The sequence below is a fragment of the Novosphingopyxis sp. genome (assembly GCF_965218915.1).
In the GTDB taxonomy this organism is placed as follows: Bacteria; Pseudomonadota; Alphaproteobacteria; order Sphingomonadales; family Sphingomonadaceae; genus Novosphingopyxis.
Map to the genome: position 1 here is coordinate 2,125,010 of NZ_OZ244708.1, position 18,082 is coordinate 2,143,091.

Sequence of the window (18,082 nt, forward strand, 5' to 3'; positions counted from 1 at the left end):
CTACTCCCCTCCCCTTCAGGGGAGGGGCCGGGGGTGGGGTTTTCGAGCGGGCGCTGTGCCTGAGGATACTCCCCACCCCTAACCCCTCCCCTAAAGGGGCGGGGAACCAATCAAACCATTCCCATGCGCAGATATTTTTCCTGCCGCCGCTCGCGCAGATCGAACGGCCTGGTGCCATCCAGCATGTCCAGCGCGCCGAACAGCGCCTTGCCGATATTTTCGATCGTCTCGCCATGATCACGGTGCGCGCCGCCGAGCGGCTCGTCGATGACCTCGTCGACCACGCCGAGTTCCTTCAGGTCGGCAGCGGTGATGCGCATCGCCGCGGCGGCCTCGTCGGCCTTGTCGGCGGTGCGCCACAGGATCGATGCGCAACCTTCGGGCGAGATCACCGAATAGACCGCATGCTCCATCATCAGCACGCGGTCGGCGGCAGACAGCGCCACCGCGCCGCCCGATCCGCCTTCGCCCAGGATCGCGGCGACCAGCGGCACGCCCAGACGCAGGCAATGTTCGGTCGAGCGCGCGATCGCCTCCGCCTGCCCGCGCTCCTCGGCCTGGATGCCCGGAAAGGCGCCCGCGGTATCGATCAGCGTGACCACCGGCAGGCCGAAGCGCTCGGCCAGGGCCATCAGGCGGATCGCCTTGCGATAGCCCTCCGGCTTGCCCATGCCGAAATTATGCTTGAGCCGCGACTGGGTGTCGTCGCCCTTTTCATGGCCGATCACCATCACGCGCATATCGCCCTTCCGCGCGAAGCCGCCCTGGATCGCCTGATCGTCGGCGAATGCGCGGTCGCCCGCCAGCGGCACGAACTCGTCGAACAGTCCGGCGACATAATGCTTGAAATGCGGGCGCTCGGGATGCCGCGCGACCATCGTCTTCTGCCACGGCGTCAGCTTGCCGTAGACGGCGCGCAGCTGCCGGTCGATCTTGTCGTGCAACTTGGCGACTTCGGCGTCGATGTCGATCTCGCCGTCGCTCGCACTGTCCCTGAGCGCGGCGATGCGCGTTTCCAGCTCGGCGATCGGCTTTTCGAATTCCAGATAACTCGTCATGGCTGGCGGTTAGTCGCTGACAGTGAAGGGGTCAATCTGGCGCGGGGCGGGAGCCGATCGATTGATTTGAAAAACACATCCAAGCTACAGTCAGAAACATTCCCTTGCAGCGACCTGTTAGCGCATCGATGTCGAGCGGTTTTATCCGCGCCGAGCCAGAGGGTGGCGTTCGTTGACCAGCGCGACGAGCCGGCTCGCCTCGACATGGGTATAGATCTGCGTGGTCGATATATCGGCATGACCGAGCATCGTCTGCAACGCGCGCAGGTCCGCGCCGCCCGCGAGCAGATGCGTGGCGAAGGCGTGCCGCAGCACATGCGGGCTGACCCGCGCCGGATCGATCCCCGCCCCGCCCGCCAGCGCGCGCACGATCTGGAACAGCCGGATGCGCGAGATATGGCCGGTACGCGAAGGGAACAGCCAGGGTTGTCCGGCGTCGACTCGCTCGCGCCAGTGCCCCGCAACGAGGCGCGCCCGGTCGGACAGCGGCACCAGCCGCTCCTTGCCGCCCTTGCCCTTCAGGATCAGAAAAGGTTGGTCGGAGACGACCGCGCGGCGCGGCAGCGATACCAGCTCGGTGGCGCGCATGCCCGATCCGTAAAGCAGTTCGAGCAGCGCCAGATCGCGCACGGCGGTGTCCGGCGCATCGGACCGATTCGCCGCCCTCTCCGCCACCGCGAACAGTCGGTCGATTTCGTTCATGTCCAGCAATTTGGGCAAGGGACGGCGGAGCGTCGGTTTGGGCAAGGCGGCGGACGGATTGTCTTCACGCAGCCCCTCGTCCTGTAAGAAGCCGAAAAAATGGCGCAATGCCGAGCATTTGCGGGCCACGCTAGACGCGGCCAGCGTGCGCCATGCGCCCGCCAACGTGCCGAGCTTCGCCTCGTCGGCCCCCGCCAGCCCTCCGCCAAGCAGTTTGGACGCCTGCCGCAGATCGTTGCCATAGGCCGCGATGCTGTTGGTGGAGAGCCCGCGCTCGGCCGCGAGCATCGCCAGAAAGGCATCGATCGTCGCTCGGTCCGCTCCTTCGGGCCCGGGACTTTCGTCAGGCACGCGTGACGGCTTCGGCGGCGATCATGCGCGCCTCGGCCTCCATCCCCGTTTCGCGCAAGGCCCGGACGATATGATAGAGCTGAAAGGCGGGCATTTCGGTCCAGCTCGACCCCTGCAGCCCGGCCGCGGCGAGCAGCGAGACCGTGCCCGGCTCGCCGCGCCGCGCCGCCGCGTCGATCGCCCGCGTCCAGTTGTTGGCGCGGCCGAAAGCGGTTCCGAGCCGACCGTCGGCGTCGCTCATCTCATCCGCGGGAAGGCGGCCCAATCCGGCCAAGCCGGCGGCCAGCAGTTTGGCTTTCACGTTGTCGCGGCTGTCGTTCGCTCTGCCGAAGCTTTCGATCGCCCCGGCGTCCGCGTCAAACAGCGCTCGCGGCGCGCCCACGGCCAGCAGCGCCCAGCCGAGGCTGCCCTCGTCCACCACATCGCGCCACCGCGCCGCCTGGATGTCGAGCCCGGCGGTCATCATCGCCGCGATGAGATGGTCGGCATCGCCGGACAGATCGTCGGCTGGACGCATCAGCGCCGCCGCGCGCGCGGTCAGCACCAGCATCGAATAGCCGACATCGCCCTCGCCGCGGTCCCAGATGTCGCGCAGCGCCGCGATCCGCGCGTTCTCGTCCCTGCCGGCATAAGCGCTCTCAAGCCGCGAGACCCGCGCCGCGATATCGTCGCCGACATCGCTGTCATCATAGGCCTGGCTGTACAGATCGACCATCGCGGCATTGCTGATCGTGCCCAGCGCCGCGGCATGATCGGACGCCTGGATGCGCGAGGCGATCGGCAGCGCCGCCGAGAGCACGCGCCAGCCGCTCACTTGGCGGCCATAGCCGTCATACTTGTTCGCGGGCGGCTCGACCCCGGTCGCGACGGCAAGCCCATAGCGCCAGGCATTGAGGCCCTGCACATCGTTCCATTCTATGGTGACCGCGCGCCGCCCGTTGAAGCCCGCGCCGATGATCTTCTGCGCGAGCAGATAGTCGATCCCGCTGGCCCAGCCGTGATAACGCACCTCGGTGAGCAGCGCGCGCGCGCGCGCCTGCTCGCCCGACAACCCGGAGCAGATCGCGCGGGCGGTACGCCAATCGTTGCTCCTGAGCGCCCGCGCCGCCGCATCGGCGACCGGGCACAATCCCGCCGGATCGGCCGACGCCATGAATACCGGCATCGCTATTTGATAGAGCCGATCGGTATAGGCGGCGCTGTCGACCTGTTCGACCAGCGTGCGCGCCCCAACCGTTTCGCCCATGCGCAGCAGCAGCCAGGCGCGCGAGGCGGCCCAGTCGGCGCCGTTCACGTTGCGCGGTGTATCGGTGCGGCTGACCAGCGCGCGGCGTGCCATGATCGTGCCCCAGCGCGAGATCAGCGGCCCGCGCGTGCGTTTCACCAGTCCATCGAGAAACGCGCCGCCGGTCCGGCCAAAGGCGTTGGCGGGAAGTCCGCCCTCTTCCACGCCGAGAAAACCGATCTGATCGAGCGAGCGGCGCTGCGCCGGCGGTACGTCGTAGCGAATTTCGAGATCGTCGGGATCGACCTCGTCGTCATCGGTCGGCGCGGACTCGGGCGGCACGACGGTCGTGGGACCAAAGTCGGGCGACGGTATCGGAGAGGATGGCGGCGGCGGTGGCGAAGCGCCCGGATCTGCGGGCGGCGCGGGCACTGGCGTTCCCGCTGTCGGGGCAGGCGCGGGCGGCGGTGGCGGCGGCGGCGAGCCGAAACCCGGCGGGAGCAGCGATTCCGGTCCCTGCTGCTGGCCCAGCGCGGGCATTGTCGATGCCATCAGCACGGATACGCTCGTCGCCGCGGCCAATGCCGTCCATAACGCCGCCTTGCGCACGCCTCAGCCGACTTGCCGCGCGGGCGTGACGGGCTCGGTGATCGTCGTCACCGGCTCCGCGCCGCCCATCGACCAGAACCAGGCGAGCAGGCCGATCACGACCAGCACCGCCAATATTCCCATGAGTTTAGCCCGGCCTTCGGCCCGTTCGCGCCTGCTACGATATTGCATGGATCATCCCAAAAAGCTTTGCCCCGCGCCTAGCCGATCTATAGCCGGGGCCGCAATGCTTTCGAAAAATGTCTCTCGATCCGATGCCGCCCAGCGCGCCGAACGCCGCTCGATCGTGCTCGTCGGCATGATGGGCGTGGGCAAATCGACCATCGGACGACGGCTCGCGCTGCGACTCGGCTATGAATTCATCGATGCCGACGACGAGATCGAGCTTGCCGCCAATATGAGCGTTTCCGAGATTTTCGAACGTTATGGCGAGGCCTATTTTCGCGATGGCGAACGGCGCGTGATCGCGCGGCTGATGGACGGCGACCGCACCGTGATCGCCACCGGCGGCGGCGCGTTCTGCGATGCGGCAACGCGCGCGCTGATCCTCGATCGGGCCATCTCGATCTGGCTCGACGCACCGATCGAGACGCTGGTCGAACGGGTCGGTCGGCGCGACACCCGGCCGCTGCTGCGCGGCCGCGATCCGGTGGAAGTGCTCACCGAACTGATGGCGCGGCGCCGCGCCTTCTACGCCGAGGCGGCGTTGCGTATCCAGAGCGACGACGGCCCTCACGATCGCACCGTCGCCGCCATATTGAAGGCGCTGAAGGCATGACCCGCGTGACCGTGGAGCTGGCGGCGGCATCCTATGATATCCTGATCGAGCCCGGCGCGTTCCGGCGAAGCGACCAGCATCTGGCGCGCTTCGCCCGCGCCGACCGGCTGCTGGCGGTGACCGACGAAGGCGTCGCCGCGCATTGGCTGGCGCCGCTGCGGGAGCAGCTGGCGGGCGCCGGGATCGCACTGGACGCCTTCGTCGTTCCGCAGGGCGAGCAGGCCAAAAGCTGGGACTGGCTCGAACGGCTGACCGGCTGGCTGCTCGACCGTGGCGCCGAGCGCGGCGGCCATGTGCTGGCGCTGGGCGGCGGCGTGGTCGGCGATCTCACCGGGTTCGCCGCCGGCATCGTCAAGCGCGGCTGCGGTTTCGTGCAGCTCCCCACCACGCTGCTCGCCCAGGTCGACAGCAGCGTCGGTGGCAAGACCGCGATCAACACGCCGGCGGGCAAGAATCTCGTCGGCCTCTTCCACCAGCCCGCTTTCGTGCTGATCGATCCGGAGGTGCTCGCCACCTTGCCCGCGCGCCAGCTGCGCGCGGGCTGGGCCGAGGTGGTGAAGTACGGCCTGATCGACGATCCGGCGTTCTTCACCTGGTGCGAGGCGAACCGCGCCGCCTTTTTCGCCGGCGAACCGGCCGTGCGGGCCGAGGCGATCGAGCGCTCGGTCCGCGCCAAGGCCCGCATCGTCGCGGCGGACGAGCGCGAGACGACCGGCGTGCGCGCGCTGCTCAATCTCGGCCATACCTTTGGCCACGCGCTGGAAGCCGAGACCGGGTTTTCGGAGCGCTTGCTCCACGGCGAGGCGGTGGCCGCGGGCATGGCGCTTGCGTTTCGATACTCGGCGCGGCGCGGCGAATGCGACGCTGCCGAGGCCGAGCGCGCGGCGACGCTGCTCGCGGCCAGCGGCTTGCCCACCACGCTCGTCCAAGCCGGAGTGGACGCGAACGGCGCGGCGCTCACCGCGCACATGCGGCACGACAAAAAGATGACCGGCGGCGCCCTGCCCTTCCTGCTCGCGCGCGGGATCGGGCGGGCCTGGCTGGCACATGACGTGGCGCTGGACGACGTGTCCGCGTTCCTTGATCGGGAGCGCCGGCGCGGCTAACTTCACACTGCTTCACACTGTCCAGGGAGATAAAGTTTCCGCCCTTCGCGGGCGGAGTGAAAAGCTTGGACGAGGCGATTGTTTGAACCATATGGGTTGTATAGCATTGGCTAGCGATGTAGGAAAGCGGTTCAGTAAAAAACTACCTACGATAAAGGTTTTTAACCGTCATTGCGAGGAGCCGTCGGGCGACGCGGCAATCCAGAGCGGTGTAGCGCTGTAACCGGTCTGGATTGTTTCGCCTGCGGCTCGCAATGACGGTTATTGATTCGCCTTGGCTTTGGTTATGATCCCAGGGTCGGAATTCAGCCAGTGTCCGACCCCTCCGCCCGCGGATCGAAATCGTCCGAATCCTCGCCGCCGAAGCTGAGGTTCGATCCCGCGTGCAGATCGCCGCTTTCGCGCTGGACACGCATGCGCTCGAGATCGCGGCGACGATATTCTTCGATCACGCGGTCGATCTTGGCCGCGTCGCAGTCCATCGCTTCCAGCGCGTCGCGCGCCAGGCAGATCGAGCTTTCGAGCACCTCGCGCCGGATCGTCACGCCGCTCGGCTGCAGCGCCAGCGACTGGCGCCGGTCGAACGCGCGCACGAACAGCTTCGTCTTGGGAAAGGTCTCCCGGATCGGCACCAGCGCGTCGGCGTCGAAATCGCGGTCGTCCATGCAGAACAGGATCGCGCTCGCCTCGGCCGCGCCGGCGCGCCGCAGCAGATCGACGCGCGTGCCGTCGCCGTAGAACACCTTGCGCCCGAACTCGCCCGACAGGTCGATCTGATCGGGCTCGATATCGATCAGCGTCACCTCGCGCCCCGCCGCCTGGACGATCTGCGAGGCGGTCTGGCCGAAGCGGCCATGGCCGACGACGATGACCGAGGTGACCGGCGAGCTTTCCGGATCGTCGAGCTTGCTCTCGTTCGTGGTCCGGCGCTTGGCCAACCGCCGCGCGATCAGCATCAGGAACGGCGTCGTCGCCATCGACAGCGTGACCACCGCGCCGAACAGGCTGGAGGCGGCCGGATCGATCAGCAGCGCGCGCTCCGCCTCGCTGAACAGCACGAAACCGAACTCGCCGCCCTGGCTCAAGAGCAGCGCCATGATGAAGGCGGGCGCGTTGGCGAGGCCGAACAGGCGCGCAAGGCCGAAGATCACCGCCGCCTTCACCGCCACCAGCATCGCCGCGAGCCCGATGATCAGCAGCGGATTGGCCGCGACCACCGACAGATCGAGCATCATGCCGACCGCGAGGAAGAACAGGCCGAGCAGGATCGAGCGGAACGGATCGACGTCCGCCTCCAGCTCGTGCCGATAAGGCGATTCGGCCAGCATCACGCCGGCGACGAACGCGCCCAGCGCGGGCGACAGGCCGAGCCATTCCATCAGCGCGGCGCTGGCGCAGACCGCGAACAGCCCGGCGACCACGAACAGCTCGCGCTCGGACACGCGGCCGACCAGCGCGAGCACCGGGTTCAGCACGAACTTGCCCGCCAGGACGAGCGCGGCGATACCGATGCCCGCGTTCAGCACCAGTTGCAGGCCCTGCGGCGTGCCCGCCTCCGCCGGCGCGCGCGAAAGCGCGGCGACGATGGTGAGGAGCGGCACGATCGACAGATCCTGGAACAGCAGGATCGAGAAGCTCTTGCTCCCGAATTCGGTCTTGAGCCGGCCTTGCGATTGCAGCAGCGGCAACACCTGCGCGGTGGAACTCAGCCCCAGCGGCAGGCCGATCACCAGCGCCGCCTGCCAGGTGAAGCCCATGATCCAGAGGATCAGCCCGAACAGGGCGAGCCCGCACAAGACGACCTGCGCCGATCCCAGGACGAAGATGTCGCGCCGCATGCGCCACAGCCGGCTCGGCGACAGCTCCAGCCCGACCAGGAACAGCAGCAGGATGATGCCGATCTCGGCGAAGCTCAGGATCAGATCGGGATCGCCGACCAGCCCCAGCGCCTGCGGCCCGATCAGCATGCCGCCGACCAGATAGCCGAGCACCGCGCCCAGCCCCAGCCGGCGGAACAGCAGCACGAAGACGAGCGCGGCGCCTAGCAGGAACACGCCGTTCAGCATCGCATCAGTCGCCACATGCTGCTCGTTCACGCCGCGTCCTCCCCATCGGCGAGCGCGGCCAGCAGCGCGTCATAGGGCAGCAGGATCGCCGGGTGGCGCGCCGGATAATCGCGGGCCGGGCCGAACAGGGTGGCATCGGCGAACGGGGGCTCCCCGCCCGCACCCGACAGATAGGCCGCCATCGCCTGTCTCGCCTCGGCGATCGCGCCGGCTTGCCGTCCCTCGGCCGCGCGCAGCAGGATCGCGGCCGAGGCCTGGCCGAGCGCGCAGGAGGCGATATCGGCGCTGATCTGGGCGATCCGCCCATCCGCGCCGCGTGTCACCCACAGCGTCACCCGGCTCCCGCAGGTCGGCGAGCGGCGCTCGGCATGGCCGGCGGGCGGCGCGAGCGGCTCGCCATCCTCCAGCGAAGCGGCGAGCCGCAGGATGTCGCGATTATAGAGCGTCGCCGCGCTCACGAACGCTCTTCCGCCGCCGTTTCTCCCCCGGAAGGCGCGTCCGGGCGCGGCAGGAAATCGCTCAAGCCCTGCGCGGCCGCGTTCATCAGCGGATAGGTGCGCGACCCGGTGAGCCAATCGGGCCGCTTCGCGCCTGCACCCATCATCGCCTCGAACAGGAACATGATGAACAGGAACAAGAGCGCCGCCAGGATCAGCCCCTTCACCGCGCCGAAACCGAAGCCGAGCACGCGGTCGACCGGCCCCAGCACGCTCTTTCGCATATGCGAACCGGTCCACCGCGCGATCGCCTTGCCGCCGGCGTAGATGACGATCACGATGGCGACGAAAGCCAAGGTCGCGGCGCCGGCCTCGGTCCCGATCGGCTCGGTCAGAAACGCGGTCAGCGGTGCGTGCAGGAAGCGCACCGCGAGTACGATCATGGCCCAGGCGATCAGCGAGAGCACCTCCTGCACGAACCCGCGCACGAACCCCAGAATGGCGCCGCCGCCGAGCAGGACGAGGACGATGATGTCGAATGCCGTCATGGGCGGCGGGTTAGGCGATTTTCGGGGGCGGGGGAAGCGGGTGCGATATATCTACCTTCTCCCGCCCGGGCGGAAGAAGGATACGCAGCCCCCGATTTAATCCGGGGCGAAGTTGCCTGCCCCCGCGGAAGCGGGGGGATGAGGGTGGGTGGCGCGACAGCGCCAGCGACGGAGCAACTTTCTGCGCAACAGCCCTCACCCGGGTCCCCACAAACGAGTGTGTGCGGTGCCCTCACCCCGGGTCCCCACAAACGAGTTTGTGGGGTGCCCTCACCCCGGGTCCCCACAAACGAGTTTGTGGGGTGCCCTCACCGCTGCGACTAGGCAGCAAGCCGCCAAGTCTCGCTCCTCTTCCGCAAGCGGGAGAGGGTAAAGCGGCCGCTCATTCGCCCCCCAGCATATGCTCCACCAGCCTGCCCAGCGTGGCGAAGCCAGTCAGCTTCAGCCCGTCGCCCTTCTCCTTGAGCGAGGCGGGCACCAGCGCCTGGCCGAACCCCAGCTTGGCCGCTTCGCGCAGCCGCAGCGCGCCGTGCGCCACGGGGCGGATTTCGCCCGACAGCGACACCTCGCCGAACAGCACCGCGCCGCCGGGCAGCGGCCGCTCGGACAGCGCGGAGACGAGCGCCGCCGCCACCGCCAGATCGGCCGCCGGGTCGGAAACGCGGTAACCCCCGGCGACGTTGAGATACACCTCGGCGGTGGAAAAGCTGAGGCCGCAGCGCGCCTCCAGCACCGCCAGGATCATCGCCAGCCGCCCGCCGTCCCAGCCGACCACCGAGCGCCGCGGCGTAGCGCCGGAGGACAATCGCACCGTCAGCGCCTGGATCTCGACCAGCACCGGACGCGTGCCCTCCAGCGCGGGAAAGACGGTCGCGCCGGTGAGCGCCTCGCTGCGGTCGGTCAGGAACAGCGCCGAGGGGTTGGCGACCTCGCTCAGCCCCTCCTCCGCCATCGCGAACACGCCGATCTCGTCGGTGCCGCCGAAGCGGTTCTTGATCGCGCGCAGGATGCGGTACTGGTGGCTGCGCTCGCCCTCGAAGCTCAGCACGCAGTCGACCATATGTTCCAAGACGCGCGGCCCGGCGATGCTGCCGTCCTTGGTGACATGGCCGACCAGGAACAGCGCGGTGCCGCGCGTCTTGGCGAAGCGGATCAGCTCCTGCGCGCTGGCGCGGACCTGGCTGACCGTGCCGGGCGCGCCCTCGATCAGGTCCGAATGCATCGTCTGGATCGAATCGATGATCAGCAGCGCGGGCGGCTCGCCCCCCCCGAGCGTGGTCAGGATATCGCGCACCGAGGTAGCCGCGGCGAGCATCACCGGCGCCTTGCCAAGCCCCAGCCGACGTGCCCGCAACCGCACCTGATCGGACGCTTCCTCACCCGAGATATATGCCACCGAAAGCCCTTCGTGCGCCAGCTTGGCCGCGGCCTGCAGCAGCAGCGTCGACTTTCCGATCCCCGGATCGCCGCCCAGCAAGATCGCCGACCCCGTCACGATCCCGCCGCCCAGCGCCAGATCGAACTCGGCGATCCCGGTCGATCGGCGCGGCGGCAGCGGCACGTCGCTGTCGAGCGGCGACAGCTCGACCCGCCGCCCCCCGCGATGCAGATCATGTTTTTGCGCGAACACCGTCTCGCCGGCATCCTCGACCAGGCTGTTCCATTCCTTGCAGTCCGGACACTGCCCCTGCCATCGCGGGCTGACCGAGCCGCAGGCGTTGCAGACATAGTGTTTCTTCGGTTTGGCCATGGCGGTGGTGGTAGCCAGAACGGATCGGGAACGCCAGCGTTTGTTGCGGCCGGATAGTGTCTCTGATCGAAGCCATCCCTCTCCCGCTTGCGGGAGAGGGAGACTTGGTCGGCGGGAAGCGGCGACCTAGTCGCAGCGGTGAGGGCCGCCCCGGCAGCGCCGACCCGTCGATGGCGCTGACGCGCCGCCCACCCTCATCCAATTGCGTCTAGCTCCTCACGGAGCAAGACTGCGTATCCTTCTCCCGCCCCGGGCGGGAGAAGGTCCTGCGAATTCAAACTGAAACCCTATACGCAACCAATTTTCAGTTGTCGTCATCCCCCCTCCACGGTTGCCCCCCTTCCCCGCATTGCCTAAGCCGCCGCCATGCGCGAGAAGGAACTCCGGCTGGCCCTCATCTGCTATGGCGGCGTCAGCCTGGCCGTCTATATGCACGGCAGTCTGAAGGAGGTCTGGCGGCTGCTACGCGCCAGCCGGGCGCATATCGACGGCAGCGAAGAGGTCGATGGGATCGAGCACGTCTATCTCGATCTGCTGAAGGTGATCGAGGACAAGGCCGCGCTGCGGCTGCGCGTGATGTGCGACATCGTCGCCGGGTCCAGTGCGGGCGGAATCAACGGCATCTTCTTCGCCGAGGCGATCGTCACCGGACGCTCGCTCGATCCGCTCACCGACATGTGGCTCGAAGTCGCGGACGTCGACCGGCTGCTGTCGCAGGACGCGCGGCCGGTGAACCGTTTCAGCAAGATCTGGGCCGAGCCGCTCGCCTGGGCGCTGCTGCGCAAGAAGGCGGTGGCGATCGAGAAAACCGTGTCCGCCGAAGCCCGCGCCGAGATCGCCGACAAGCTCTCGCGCTTCGTGCGCGCGCGCTGGTTCGCCCCGCCCTTCGGCGGGCACGAGTTCACGCGGTTGCTGTTCGACGCCTGCGAGGCGATGGGCGCCGCTCCGGCGGGTCCGCGCCTGCTGCCGCTCAGCCAGCCGCTCGACCTGTTCGTGACCGTGACCGATTTCTACGGGCATCGCGAGCAGCTCAAGATCAACAGTCCGGACGAGGTAACCGAGACCGAGCATCGCCTGACCATCGGTTTCAACAGCCGCAAGGGGCGCGACCGCAGTCTGGGGCCGTCCGCCGAGCTGATCTTCGCAGCGCGCGCCACCGCCAGCTTTCCCGGCGCCTTCCCGCCGTTCACCGTGCGCGAACTCGACGACGTGCTGGAAGAGCGCGGCCTCGGCTGGCCCGGCCGCGACGCGTTTCTCGAGCGCATATTGCCCAAGCAGTTCGCCGCGGGCCGCGCCGAGGACACACCGCTGATCGACGGCTCGGTGCTCGCCAACGCCCCGTTCGCTCAGGCCGCGGGCGCGCTGCGCAACCGCCCCGCCCGGCGCGAGGTCGACCGGCGGTTCGTCTATATCGATCCGATCCCCGACGTACCGATCGTCAATTTCCGGCGCACCGCGCAAACGCCGGAAGAACGGCAGTCGCGCGTGCCGGGCTGGTTCACCACCATCCTCGGGGCAAGCTCGAGCATCCCGCGCGAGCAGCCGGTGCGCGACAGCCTGGAAGCGATCGAGCGCCGCTCTGAACGGATCGAGCGGATGCGGGCGATCACCCGCAATCTGCGCGCGGAGACCGAACGCTCGGTCGAAGCGATGTTCGGACGCACCTTTCTGCTCTCGCGCCCCACCCCGCGCCGCCTCGCCAGCTGGCGCGACCGAGCCCAGCAGAAGGCCGCCAATGCCGCCGGATACAGCTATGCCGCCTATGGCTATCTGAAGCTCAGCGGCATTATCGACAATATCGTCGGGACGCTGAAGCGCACCTGTCCGGACAAGGACCCAGGCTTCTTCTCCGATGTGCGCGCCGCATTGCAGCGCGAACTCGACGCGCGCGGTCTCGGTCATATGGCCGACGCCAAGGGGATGAGCGCCAACCCGGACGCGATCGCCTTCTTCCGCGACCACGACCTGCGCTTTCGCGTGCGCCGGATGCGCTATCTCGCGCGCCATTTCAGCGAAGAGGTGGAGATGGCGCGGCTGATTGGACGCGACGAGCTTGAGGCGATGGAGAGCGCGATCTTCGAGGGTCTGGCGCTTTATCTGGAGCGCGAGACCGCCGATTTCCTGGGCGAGGATTTTGGCGAGGTCGCCAAGGAGGCGGACAAGAATCCGGCGCGGCTGCTCGACGAGATCGCCACGCGGCGGGACCTGGCGAAGACCGACGAGCAGGTGGAAACACTGTTTATCAAGGGGCTGGAGCAGCTACCGCCCGAGGCGCGGCGCACCATGCTGCTCGCCTATCTCGGCTTCCCCCTGCTCGACATCGCCACGCTGCCGCTGCTCGAGGGCGAGGGGCTGGGCGAATTCGATCCGATCAAGGTCGATCGGATCGCGCCGGACGACGCCCTGACGCTGCGTGAAGGTGGCACGCTGGCCAAGCTGAAGGGCATCGAGTTCAATCTATTCGGCGCCTTTTTCAGCCGCGCCTATCGCGAAAACGACTATCTGTGGGGACGGCTGGACAGCGCCGAGCGCCTGATCGACATCGTGCTGTCCTCGGTGCCGGTGGCGGATCGGCCGGACGCGGATGAGGTGGTCATGTTCAAGAAACGTGCGTTCATGGCTGTATTGGGTGAGGAGGAGGAGCGGCTGGAGCGCGTGCGGCCGCTGATCGAACAGCTGCGGAACGAGATCGAGGGGATTTCGTAAATCCCCCTCGTCCGGGGGGGGGGGGGGGGGGGGACGGCCGACAAAATCAGTGGTGGAGGGCCGCAGCGCTAGTCGTCGAAGACAGTGCTTCGACCCCAAAAAATCGAACGTCATTCCGGGCTTGACCCGGAATCCAAGGCGATATGACACAGCCGCCGGACCCTGGATCCCGGATCAAGCGGATCCCATCAAAGTAATACTTTGATGGATGCCCATGTCCGGGATGACGGTTTTTTCTTTGACGATTATAATGACGGGCTTGCAATCGATACAACACCTATTTCTTCGCGCCTAAGGGTAAAAAACTCACTCCGCGAACATCGTCCTGATCTTGCCGAAGAAACCCTGGGCTTCGGGGCATTCGTCGCCGGTCTCGGTCTCGCGGAACTCACGCAGGATGTCTTTCTGACGCGCGGACAGCCTGGTCGGCGTCTCGACCGCGATCTCGACCACCAAGTCGCCGAAGCCCCGGCCCTGCAGCACCGGCATCCCCGCGCCGCGTTTGCGCAATTGCTTGCCCGACTGGATGCCGTCCGGAATACGGATGCTGTGCTCCTCTCCGTCCAGCCCGGGCAGTTCGATCGATCCGCCCAGAGAAGCCGTGGTGAAGCTGACCGGCACACGTGCGAACAGGGTCGTACCCTCGCGGCTGAAGATGGCGTGCTCGCGGACATGGACGAAGATGTAGAGATCGCCATGCGCCGCGCCGTTCGGGCCGGCCTCGCCCTTGCCCGACAGGCGGATGCGCGTGCCGTTGTCGACGCCCGGCGGGATCGTGACGTCGAGCTGTTTGGAAACGTCCACCCTCCCCTCGCCCCGGCAGCTCTTGCACGGGCTTTCGATCACCTGGCCGCGCCCTTGGCAATTGGGGCAGGTCCGCTCGACCACGAAAAAGCCTTGTTGCGCGCGCACCTTGCCGTGGCCGCCGCACAGATTGCAGGCGCGCAGCTCGGTGCCGGGCGCGGCGCCCGATCCCGCGCAATCGCCGCAATGTTCGGAAACCTCGATCGCGACGTCGCTCTGCTTGCCGTGATAGGCTTCCTCGAGGCTGATCTCGATATCGTAGCGCAGGTCCGCGCCGCGCGCAGGCCCGCGCCGCTGTCGCCCGCCGCCCGCAAAGGCATCGCCGAACATGCTCTCGAAGATATCGGCGAAATCGCCAAAGCCCTGCGCGCCCGCGCCGCCGCGTCCGCCGCCCTGCGCCGCGTTGATATAGGCCTCATGGCCATAGCGGTCATAGGCCGCGCGCTTTTGCGGATCCTTGAGGCACTCATAGGCCTCGCCGCACGCCTTGAACCGCGTTTCGGCCTGTGCATCGCCCGGATTGCGGTCGGGATGATGTTCCATGGCGAGCCTGCGATAGGCGGATTTGATGGTTGCGCCGTCAGCGCTTTTCGACACGCCGAGCTGCTCGTAATAATCGACGGTGGTGGTCATGATAGCCCTCTCCCCTTCAGGGGAGAAGGTTGGGAGAGGGACCGTGCGTTCCGATCGAAACGATCGCTGGCCATCTCTCCTTCCCCTCTCCCCGGCCCTCTCCCCTGGAGGGGAGAGGGGGAAGGGATTTTACCCCTTGGTATCTTCGTCGACCTCGGAGAATTCCGCATCGACGACATCCTCGTCGCCTGCCCCGGACCCCGATCCGGGGCCGCCCGCGACATCGCCTGTGGCAGCGCCCGCTCCGGCGTCGCTGCCGCCCTCGGCCTGCTGCTGCTCGTAGATCGCCTGACCCATCTTCATCGCGGCCTGCGCCAGCGCTTCGGACTTGGTCTTCATCGCCTCGGGATCGCCGCCCTCGATCGCCGTTTTTGTCTCGGCCAGCGCGGCCTCGATCTCGGTCTTGAGGGATGCCTCGACCTTGTCGCCATGCTCCTCGAGCTGCTTCTCGGTCGAATGCACCAGGCTCTCGGCGTTGTTCTTCGCCTCGGCCTCCTCGCGGCGCTGCTTGTCCTCGTCGGCGAACTTTTCCGCATCCTGGACCATCTGGTCAATGTCCGAATCAGACAGGCCGCCCGATGCCTGGATCTTGATCTGCTGCTCCTTGCCGGTGCCCTTGTCCTTGGCCGAGACGTTGACGATGCCGTTGGCGTCGATGTCGAACGTCACCTCGATCTGCGGCACGCCGCGCGGCGCGGGCGGGATACCGACCAGATCGAACTGGCCTAGCAGCTTGTTGTCGGCCGCCATCTCGCGCTCGCCCTGGAAGACCCGGATCGTCACCGCGTTCTGGTTGTCGTCGGCGGTGGAATAGGTCTGGCTCTTCTTGGTCGGGATCGTGGTATTGCGGTCGATCATGCGGGTGAACACACCGCCCAGCGTCTCGATGCCGAGCGACAGCGGCGTCACGTCGAGCAGCAGCACGTCCTTGACGTCGCCCTGCAGCACGCCCGCCTGGATCGCCGCGCCCATGGCGACGACTTCGTCCGGGTTCACGCCGGTGTGCGATTCCTTGCCGAAGAAATCCTCGACCACCTTGCGCACCTTGGGCATGCGGGTCATGCCGCCGACCATCACGATTTCGTCGATGGCGCTCTTTTCGACACCGGCATCCTTCAGCGCCTTCTTACACGGATCGAGCGTGCGCTGGATCAGTTCCTCGACCATCTTTTCGAGGTCCGCGCGGGTGATCGTTTTTACCAGATGCTTCGGCCCGTTCTGATCGGCGGTGATGAACGGCAGGTTGACCTCGGTCGTCTGCGCCGAGCTCAGCTCGATCTTCGCCTTTTCGGCGGCCTCCTTGAGCCGCTGCAGCGCCAGCTTGTCGCCGCGCAGATCGATGCCTTCGGCCTTTTTGAACTCGTCGGCGAGATATTCGACGACCTTGGAATCGAAATCCTCGCCGCCCAAAAAGGTATCGCCGTTGGTCGACTTCACCTCGAACACGCCGTCGCCGACTTCCAGGATCGAGATGTCGAACGTGCCGCCGCCAAGGTCATAGACCGCGATGGTCTTGTTGTCTTCCTTGTCGAGCCCGTAAGCGAGCGCGGCCGCGGTCGGCTCGTTGATGATGCGCAGCACCTCGAGCCCGGCGATCTTGCCGGCGTCCTTGGTCGCCTGGCGCTGGGCGTCGTTGAAATAGGCCGGGACCGTGATGACGGCCTGCGTCACCGTCTCGCCGAGATAGCTTTCGGCGGTTTCCTTCATCTTTTGCAGGATGAAGGCGGAAATCTGGGAAGGGCTGTACTTCTCGCCGCCCGCCTCGACCCAGGCGTCGCCGTTCTGACCCTTGACGATGTTGTAGGGGACGAGTTCCATATCTTTCTTGGTCGTGGGATCGTCGAACCGGCGGCCGATCAGGCGCTTGATCGCGAACAGCGTCTTGTCCGGGTTGGTGACCGCCTGGCGCTTGGCCGGCTGGCCGATCAGGCGCTCGTTGTCCTTGGCGAACGCCACGATCGACGGCGTGGTGCGCGCGCCTTCCGCATTCTCGATCACCTTGGGCTTGCCGCCGTCCATTACGGCAACGCAGCTGTTCGTCGTGCCCAGATCAATACCGATTACTTTTGCCATTTTTATCCTCGAAATGTCGACAGTGGTGGTTTGGCGGCCCGACCCGTTACGGCATCGAACCAATCCGATTATGAGAGGCGATATAGGTGCCAAATCGCTTGGCACAAGACGGTGGGGGCATTAGGTTCCATGACAAATCGGACCGTCCCGAAACGCACCAAACCCTAAAGGAAATCATGCCGCGCCTCCGCCTTTTCGCCGCTTCCGCCCCGCTGTTCGGCCTTATCGCACTGTCATCTTGCGGCCAGGGGCCGGTGCTCGATATCCGTGACCCAGTGGTCAAGCTGAACCCGATCGCGAAGAATCCGTCGGCGCTCTATTTCACCATCCATGGCGGGCCGAAGGCGACCACGCTGGAGGACGTGTTCAGCCCGGGAGCGGTGCAAACCTCGATGCACGAAAGCGTGCGCGACCCCCGGACCGGCATCACTCGCATGAAGCCGCTGCTGCGCGTGCCGATCCCGGCAGACACCGATGTGGAGTTCCGCCCCGGCGGTAAGCATGTGATGCTGTACGGCATCAACCTGCCCGCGCGGCGGCTGAACGAGATCGACGTCACCTTCGTCTTCGGCAATGGCGACCGGCTTCCGGTGACGGTTCCGATCGCACGGGCCGGAGGCGATGACGGTGACATGGAAGGCATGGACATGGGCGGCGCCTCCGCCGCCAACAGCGCGCCGATGCCCGCCGCGACCACGGCGAGCAACTGAACCCGCGTCCTTGTTCGGCCCCCATCCTTCCGGCCGCGCGCTGACGCCGAGCGAGCGCGATCTATGCGCCGGCATATTCGGCGCCGCGATCGATTACGGAAAGGTCCGCGTCCACAACCGCAAATGGTTTCCCTTCCAGCCCAAACGCGTGACCATGGCGCCCGACGGGCACCTGTGGTTCAACCCCAAGGACGATCTGTTCTGCGCGGATTTCTGCGCTACGTCGCTCTACCGCCAAGGCCTGTTCATCCACGAGATGACGCATGTCTGGCAATATCAGTCCGGCATCTTCCTGCCGCTGAAACGCCACTTTTTCTGCCGCTATGATTACAGCCTGAAACCCGGCTGGCGGCTGCAGCAATATGGGCTGGAGCAGCAGGCCGAGATCGTGAAACACATCTTTTTGCTGCGCGCGGGACAAACGGTGCCGGGCGCCCCGCCGCTGGCGCAATATGACGGCGTGCTGCCATTTCGGGCGGAGTGACGGGGGATTTGGCGCGGATAATATGGGAGGTAGTTGCACTGC

Annotated in this window: 15 protein-coding genes; 5 read left to right on the forward strand and 10 right to left on the reverse strand. The window is 66.8% G+C overall.

Annotated elements, in window-relative coordinates:
• Positions 1-110: 110 nt before the first annotated feature.
• From ACOQPC_RS09925 to ACOQPC_RS09940, 4 genes are all read right to left on the reverse strand, one after another.
• Positions 111-1,058, reverse strand: a complete 948-nt coding sequence (locus ACOQPC_RS09925) for an acetyl-CoA carboxylase carboxyltransferase subunit alpha (protein ID WP_420605576.1) — start codon at positions 1,056-1,058, stop codon at positions 111-113.
• A gap of 141 nt (positions 1,059-1,199) precedes the next feature.
• Entirely contained in the window at positions 1,200-2,048 is an 849-nt protein-coding gene (locus ACOQPC_RS09930) for a tyrosine-type recombinase/integrase (protein ID WP_420608115.1), read from the reverse strand.
• Between the two features lie 55 nt (positions 2,049-2,103).
• Complete coding sequence (locus ACOQPC_RS09935) at positions 2,104-3,945, reverse strand: hypothetical protein (RefSeq protein ID WP_420605577.1); 1,842 nt, start codon at positions 3,943-3,945, stop codon at positions 2,104-2,106.
• A gap of 3 nt (positions 3,946-3,948) precedes the next feature.
• Complete coding sequence (locus ACOQPC_RS09940) at positions 3,949-4,116, reverse strand: hypothetical protein (RefSeq protein ID WP_420605578.1); 168 nt, start codon at positions 4,114-4,116, stop codon at positions 3,949-3,951.
• Positions 4,117-4,171: 55 nt separating this feature from the next.
• On the opposite strand from ACOQPC_RS09940, the gene ACOQPC_RS09945 reads away from it, so the two are divergent.
• Positions 4,172-4,723: a shikimate kinase gene (locus ACOQPC_RS09945; protein WP_420605579.1), complete on the forward strand. Its 552-nt coding sequence runs from the start codon at positions 4,172-4,174 to the stop codon at positions 4,721-4,723.
• Entirely contained in the window at positions 4,720-5,829 is a 1,110-nt protein-coding gene (aroB, locus tag ACOQPC_RS09950) for a 3-dehydroquinate synthase (protein ID WP_420605580.1), read from the forward strand. Before ACOQPC_RS09945 ends, aroB begins: the two co-directional genes overlap by 4 nt.
• Before the next feature lie 305 nt (positions 5,830-6,134).
• On the opposite strand, the gene ACOQPC_RS09955 is transcribed toward aroB, so the two are convergent.
• The 4 genes from ACOQPC_RS09955 to radA form a co-directional block, all read right to left on the reverse strand.
• Positions 6,135-7,895, reverse strand: a complete 1,761-nt coding sequence (locus ACOQPC_RS09955; protein ID WP_420608116.1) for a monovalent cation:proton antiporter-2 (CPA2) family protein — start codon at positions 7,893-7,895, stop codon at positions 6,135-6,137.
• Positions 7,896-7,921: 26 nt separating this feature from the next.
• On the reverse strand, positions 7,922-8,353 hold the full coding sequence (locus ACOQPC_RS09960) for an iron-sulfur cluster assembly scaffold protein (protein WP_420605581.1): 432 nt from the start codon (positions 8,351-8,353) through the stop codon (positions 7,922-7,924).
• The gene (locus ACOQPC_RS09965) at positions 8,350-8,880 is read right to left on the reverse strand and encodes a CvpA family protein (RefSeq protein WP_420605582.1); all 531 of its coding nucleotides are present in this window, start codon (positions 8,878-8,880) and stop codon (positions 8,350-8,352) included. The genes ACOQPC_RS09960 and ACOQPC_RS09965 overlap by 4 nt, the downstream gene beginning before the upstream one ends.
• Before the next feature lie 382 nt (positions 8,881-9,262).
• Positions 9,263-10,630, reverse strand: a complete 1,368-nt coding sequence (gene radA / locus ACOQPC_RS09970; RefSeq protein ID WP_420605583.1) for a DNA repair protein RadA — start codon at positions 10,628-10,630, stop codon at positions 9,263-9,265.
• 366 nt (positions 10,631-10,996) lie between these two features.
• On the opposite strand from radA, the gene ACOQPC_RS09975 reads away from it, so the two are divergent.
• Positions 10,997-13,336 carry a patatin-like protein gene (locus tag ACOQPC_RS09975; RefSeq protein WP_420605584.1) on the forward strand — a complete coding sequence of 780 codons (2,340 nt, stop codon included), beginning with the start codon at positions 10,997-10,999 and terminating at the stop codon, positions 13,334-13,336.
• Between the two features lie 306 nt (positions 13,337-13,642).
• Here ACOQPC_RS09975 and dnaJ read toward each other — a convergent pair whose 3' ends face one another.
• Complete coding sequence (gene dnaJ, locus ACOQPC_RS09980; RefSeq protein WP_420605585.1) at positions 13,643-14,773, reverse strand: molecular chaperone DnaJ; 1,131 nt, start codon at positions 14,771-14,773, stop codon at positions 13,643-13,645.
• Between the two features lie 129 nt (positions 14,774-14,902).
• On the reverse strand, positions 14,903-16,846 hold the full coding sequence (dnaK, locus tag ACOQPC_RS09985) for a molecular chaperone DnaK (protein WP_420605586.1): 1,944 nt from the start codon (positions 16,844-16,846) through the stop codon (positions 14,903-14,905).
• 176 nt (positions 16,847-17,022) lie between these two features.
• On the opposite strand from dnaK, the gene ACOQPC_RS09990 reads away from it, so the two are divergent.
• Together ACOQPC_RS09990 and ACOQPC_RS09995 are read left to right on the forward strand one after the other, a co-directional pair.
• Positions 17,023-17,556 (forward strand): copper chaperone PCu(A)C, encoded by a 534-nt coding sequence (locus ACOQPC_RS09990; RefSeq protein WP_420605587.1) that lies wholly within the window; start codon positions 17,023-17,025, stop codon positions 17,554-17,556.
• A gap of 10 nt (positions 17,557-17,566) precedes the next feature.
• Positions 17,567-18,040 (forward strand): vgr related protein, encoded by a 474-nt coding sequence (locus ACOQPC_RS09995; RefSeq protein ID WP_420605588.1) that lies wholly within the window; start codon positions 17,567-17,569, stop codon positions 18,038-18,040.
• Positions 18,041-18,082 lie beyond the last annotated feature (42 nt).

What these genes read in the sequence shown, in the direction of transcription:
- ACOQPC_RS09990 (WP_420605587.1), top strand. Translation starts at nt 17,023, where the DNA reads ATGCCGCGCCTCCGCCTTTTCGCCGCTTCCGCCCCGCTGTTCGGCCTT.
- ACOQPC_RS09930 (WP_420608115.1), bottom strand. Translation starts at nt 2,048, where the DNA reads ATGCTCGCGGCCGAGCGCGGGCTCTCCACCAACAGCATCGCGGCCTAT.
- ACOQPC_RS09965 (WP_420605582.1), bottom strand. Translation starts at nt 8,880, where the DNA reads ATGACGGCATTCGACATCATCGTCCTCGTCCTGCTCGGCGGCGGCGCC.
- ACOQPC_RS09975 (WP_420605584.1), top strand. Translation starts at nt 10,997, where the DNA reads ATGCGCGAGAAGGAACTCCGGCTGGCCCTCATCTGCTATGGCGGCGTC.
- ACOQPC_RS09945 (WP_420605579.1), top strand. Translation starts at nt 4,172, where the DNA reads ATGCTTTCGAAAAATGTCTCTCGATCCGATGCCGCCCAGCGCGCCGAA.
- aroB (WP_420605580.1), top strand. Translation starts at nt 4,720, where the DNA reads ATGACCCGCGTGACCGTGGAGCTGGCGGCGGCATCCTATGATATCCTG.
- radA (WP_420605583.1), bottom strand. Translation starts at nt 10,630, where the DNA reads ATGGCCAAACCGAAGAAACACTATGTCTGCAACGCCTGCGGCTCGGTC.
- ACOQPC_RS09940 (WP_420605578.1), bottom strand. Translation starts at nt 4,116, where the DNA reads ATGCAATATCGTAGCAGGCGCGAACGGGCCGAAGGCCGGGCTAAACTC.
- dnaK (WP_420605586.1), bottom strand. Translation starts at nt 16,846, where the DNA reads ATGGCAAAAGTAATCGGTATTGATCTGGGCACGACGAACAGCTGCGTT.
- ACOQPC_RS09955 (WP_420608116.1), bottom strand. Translation starts at nt 7,895, where the DNA reads ATGCTGAACGGCGTGTTCCTGCTAGGCGCCGCGCTCGTCTTCGTGCTG.
- ACOQPC_RS09925 (WP_420605576.1), bottom strand. Translation starts at nt 1,058, where the DNA reads ATGACGAGTTATCTGGAATTCGAAAAGCCGATCGCCGAGCTGGAAACG.
- dnaJ (WP_420605585.1), bottom strand. Translation starts at nt 14,773, where the DNA reads ATGACCACCACCGTCGATTATTACGAGCAGCTCGGCGTGTCGAAAAGC.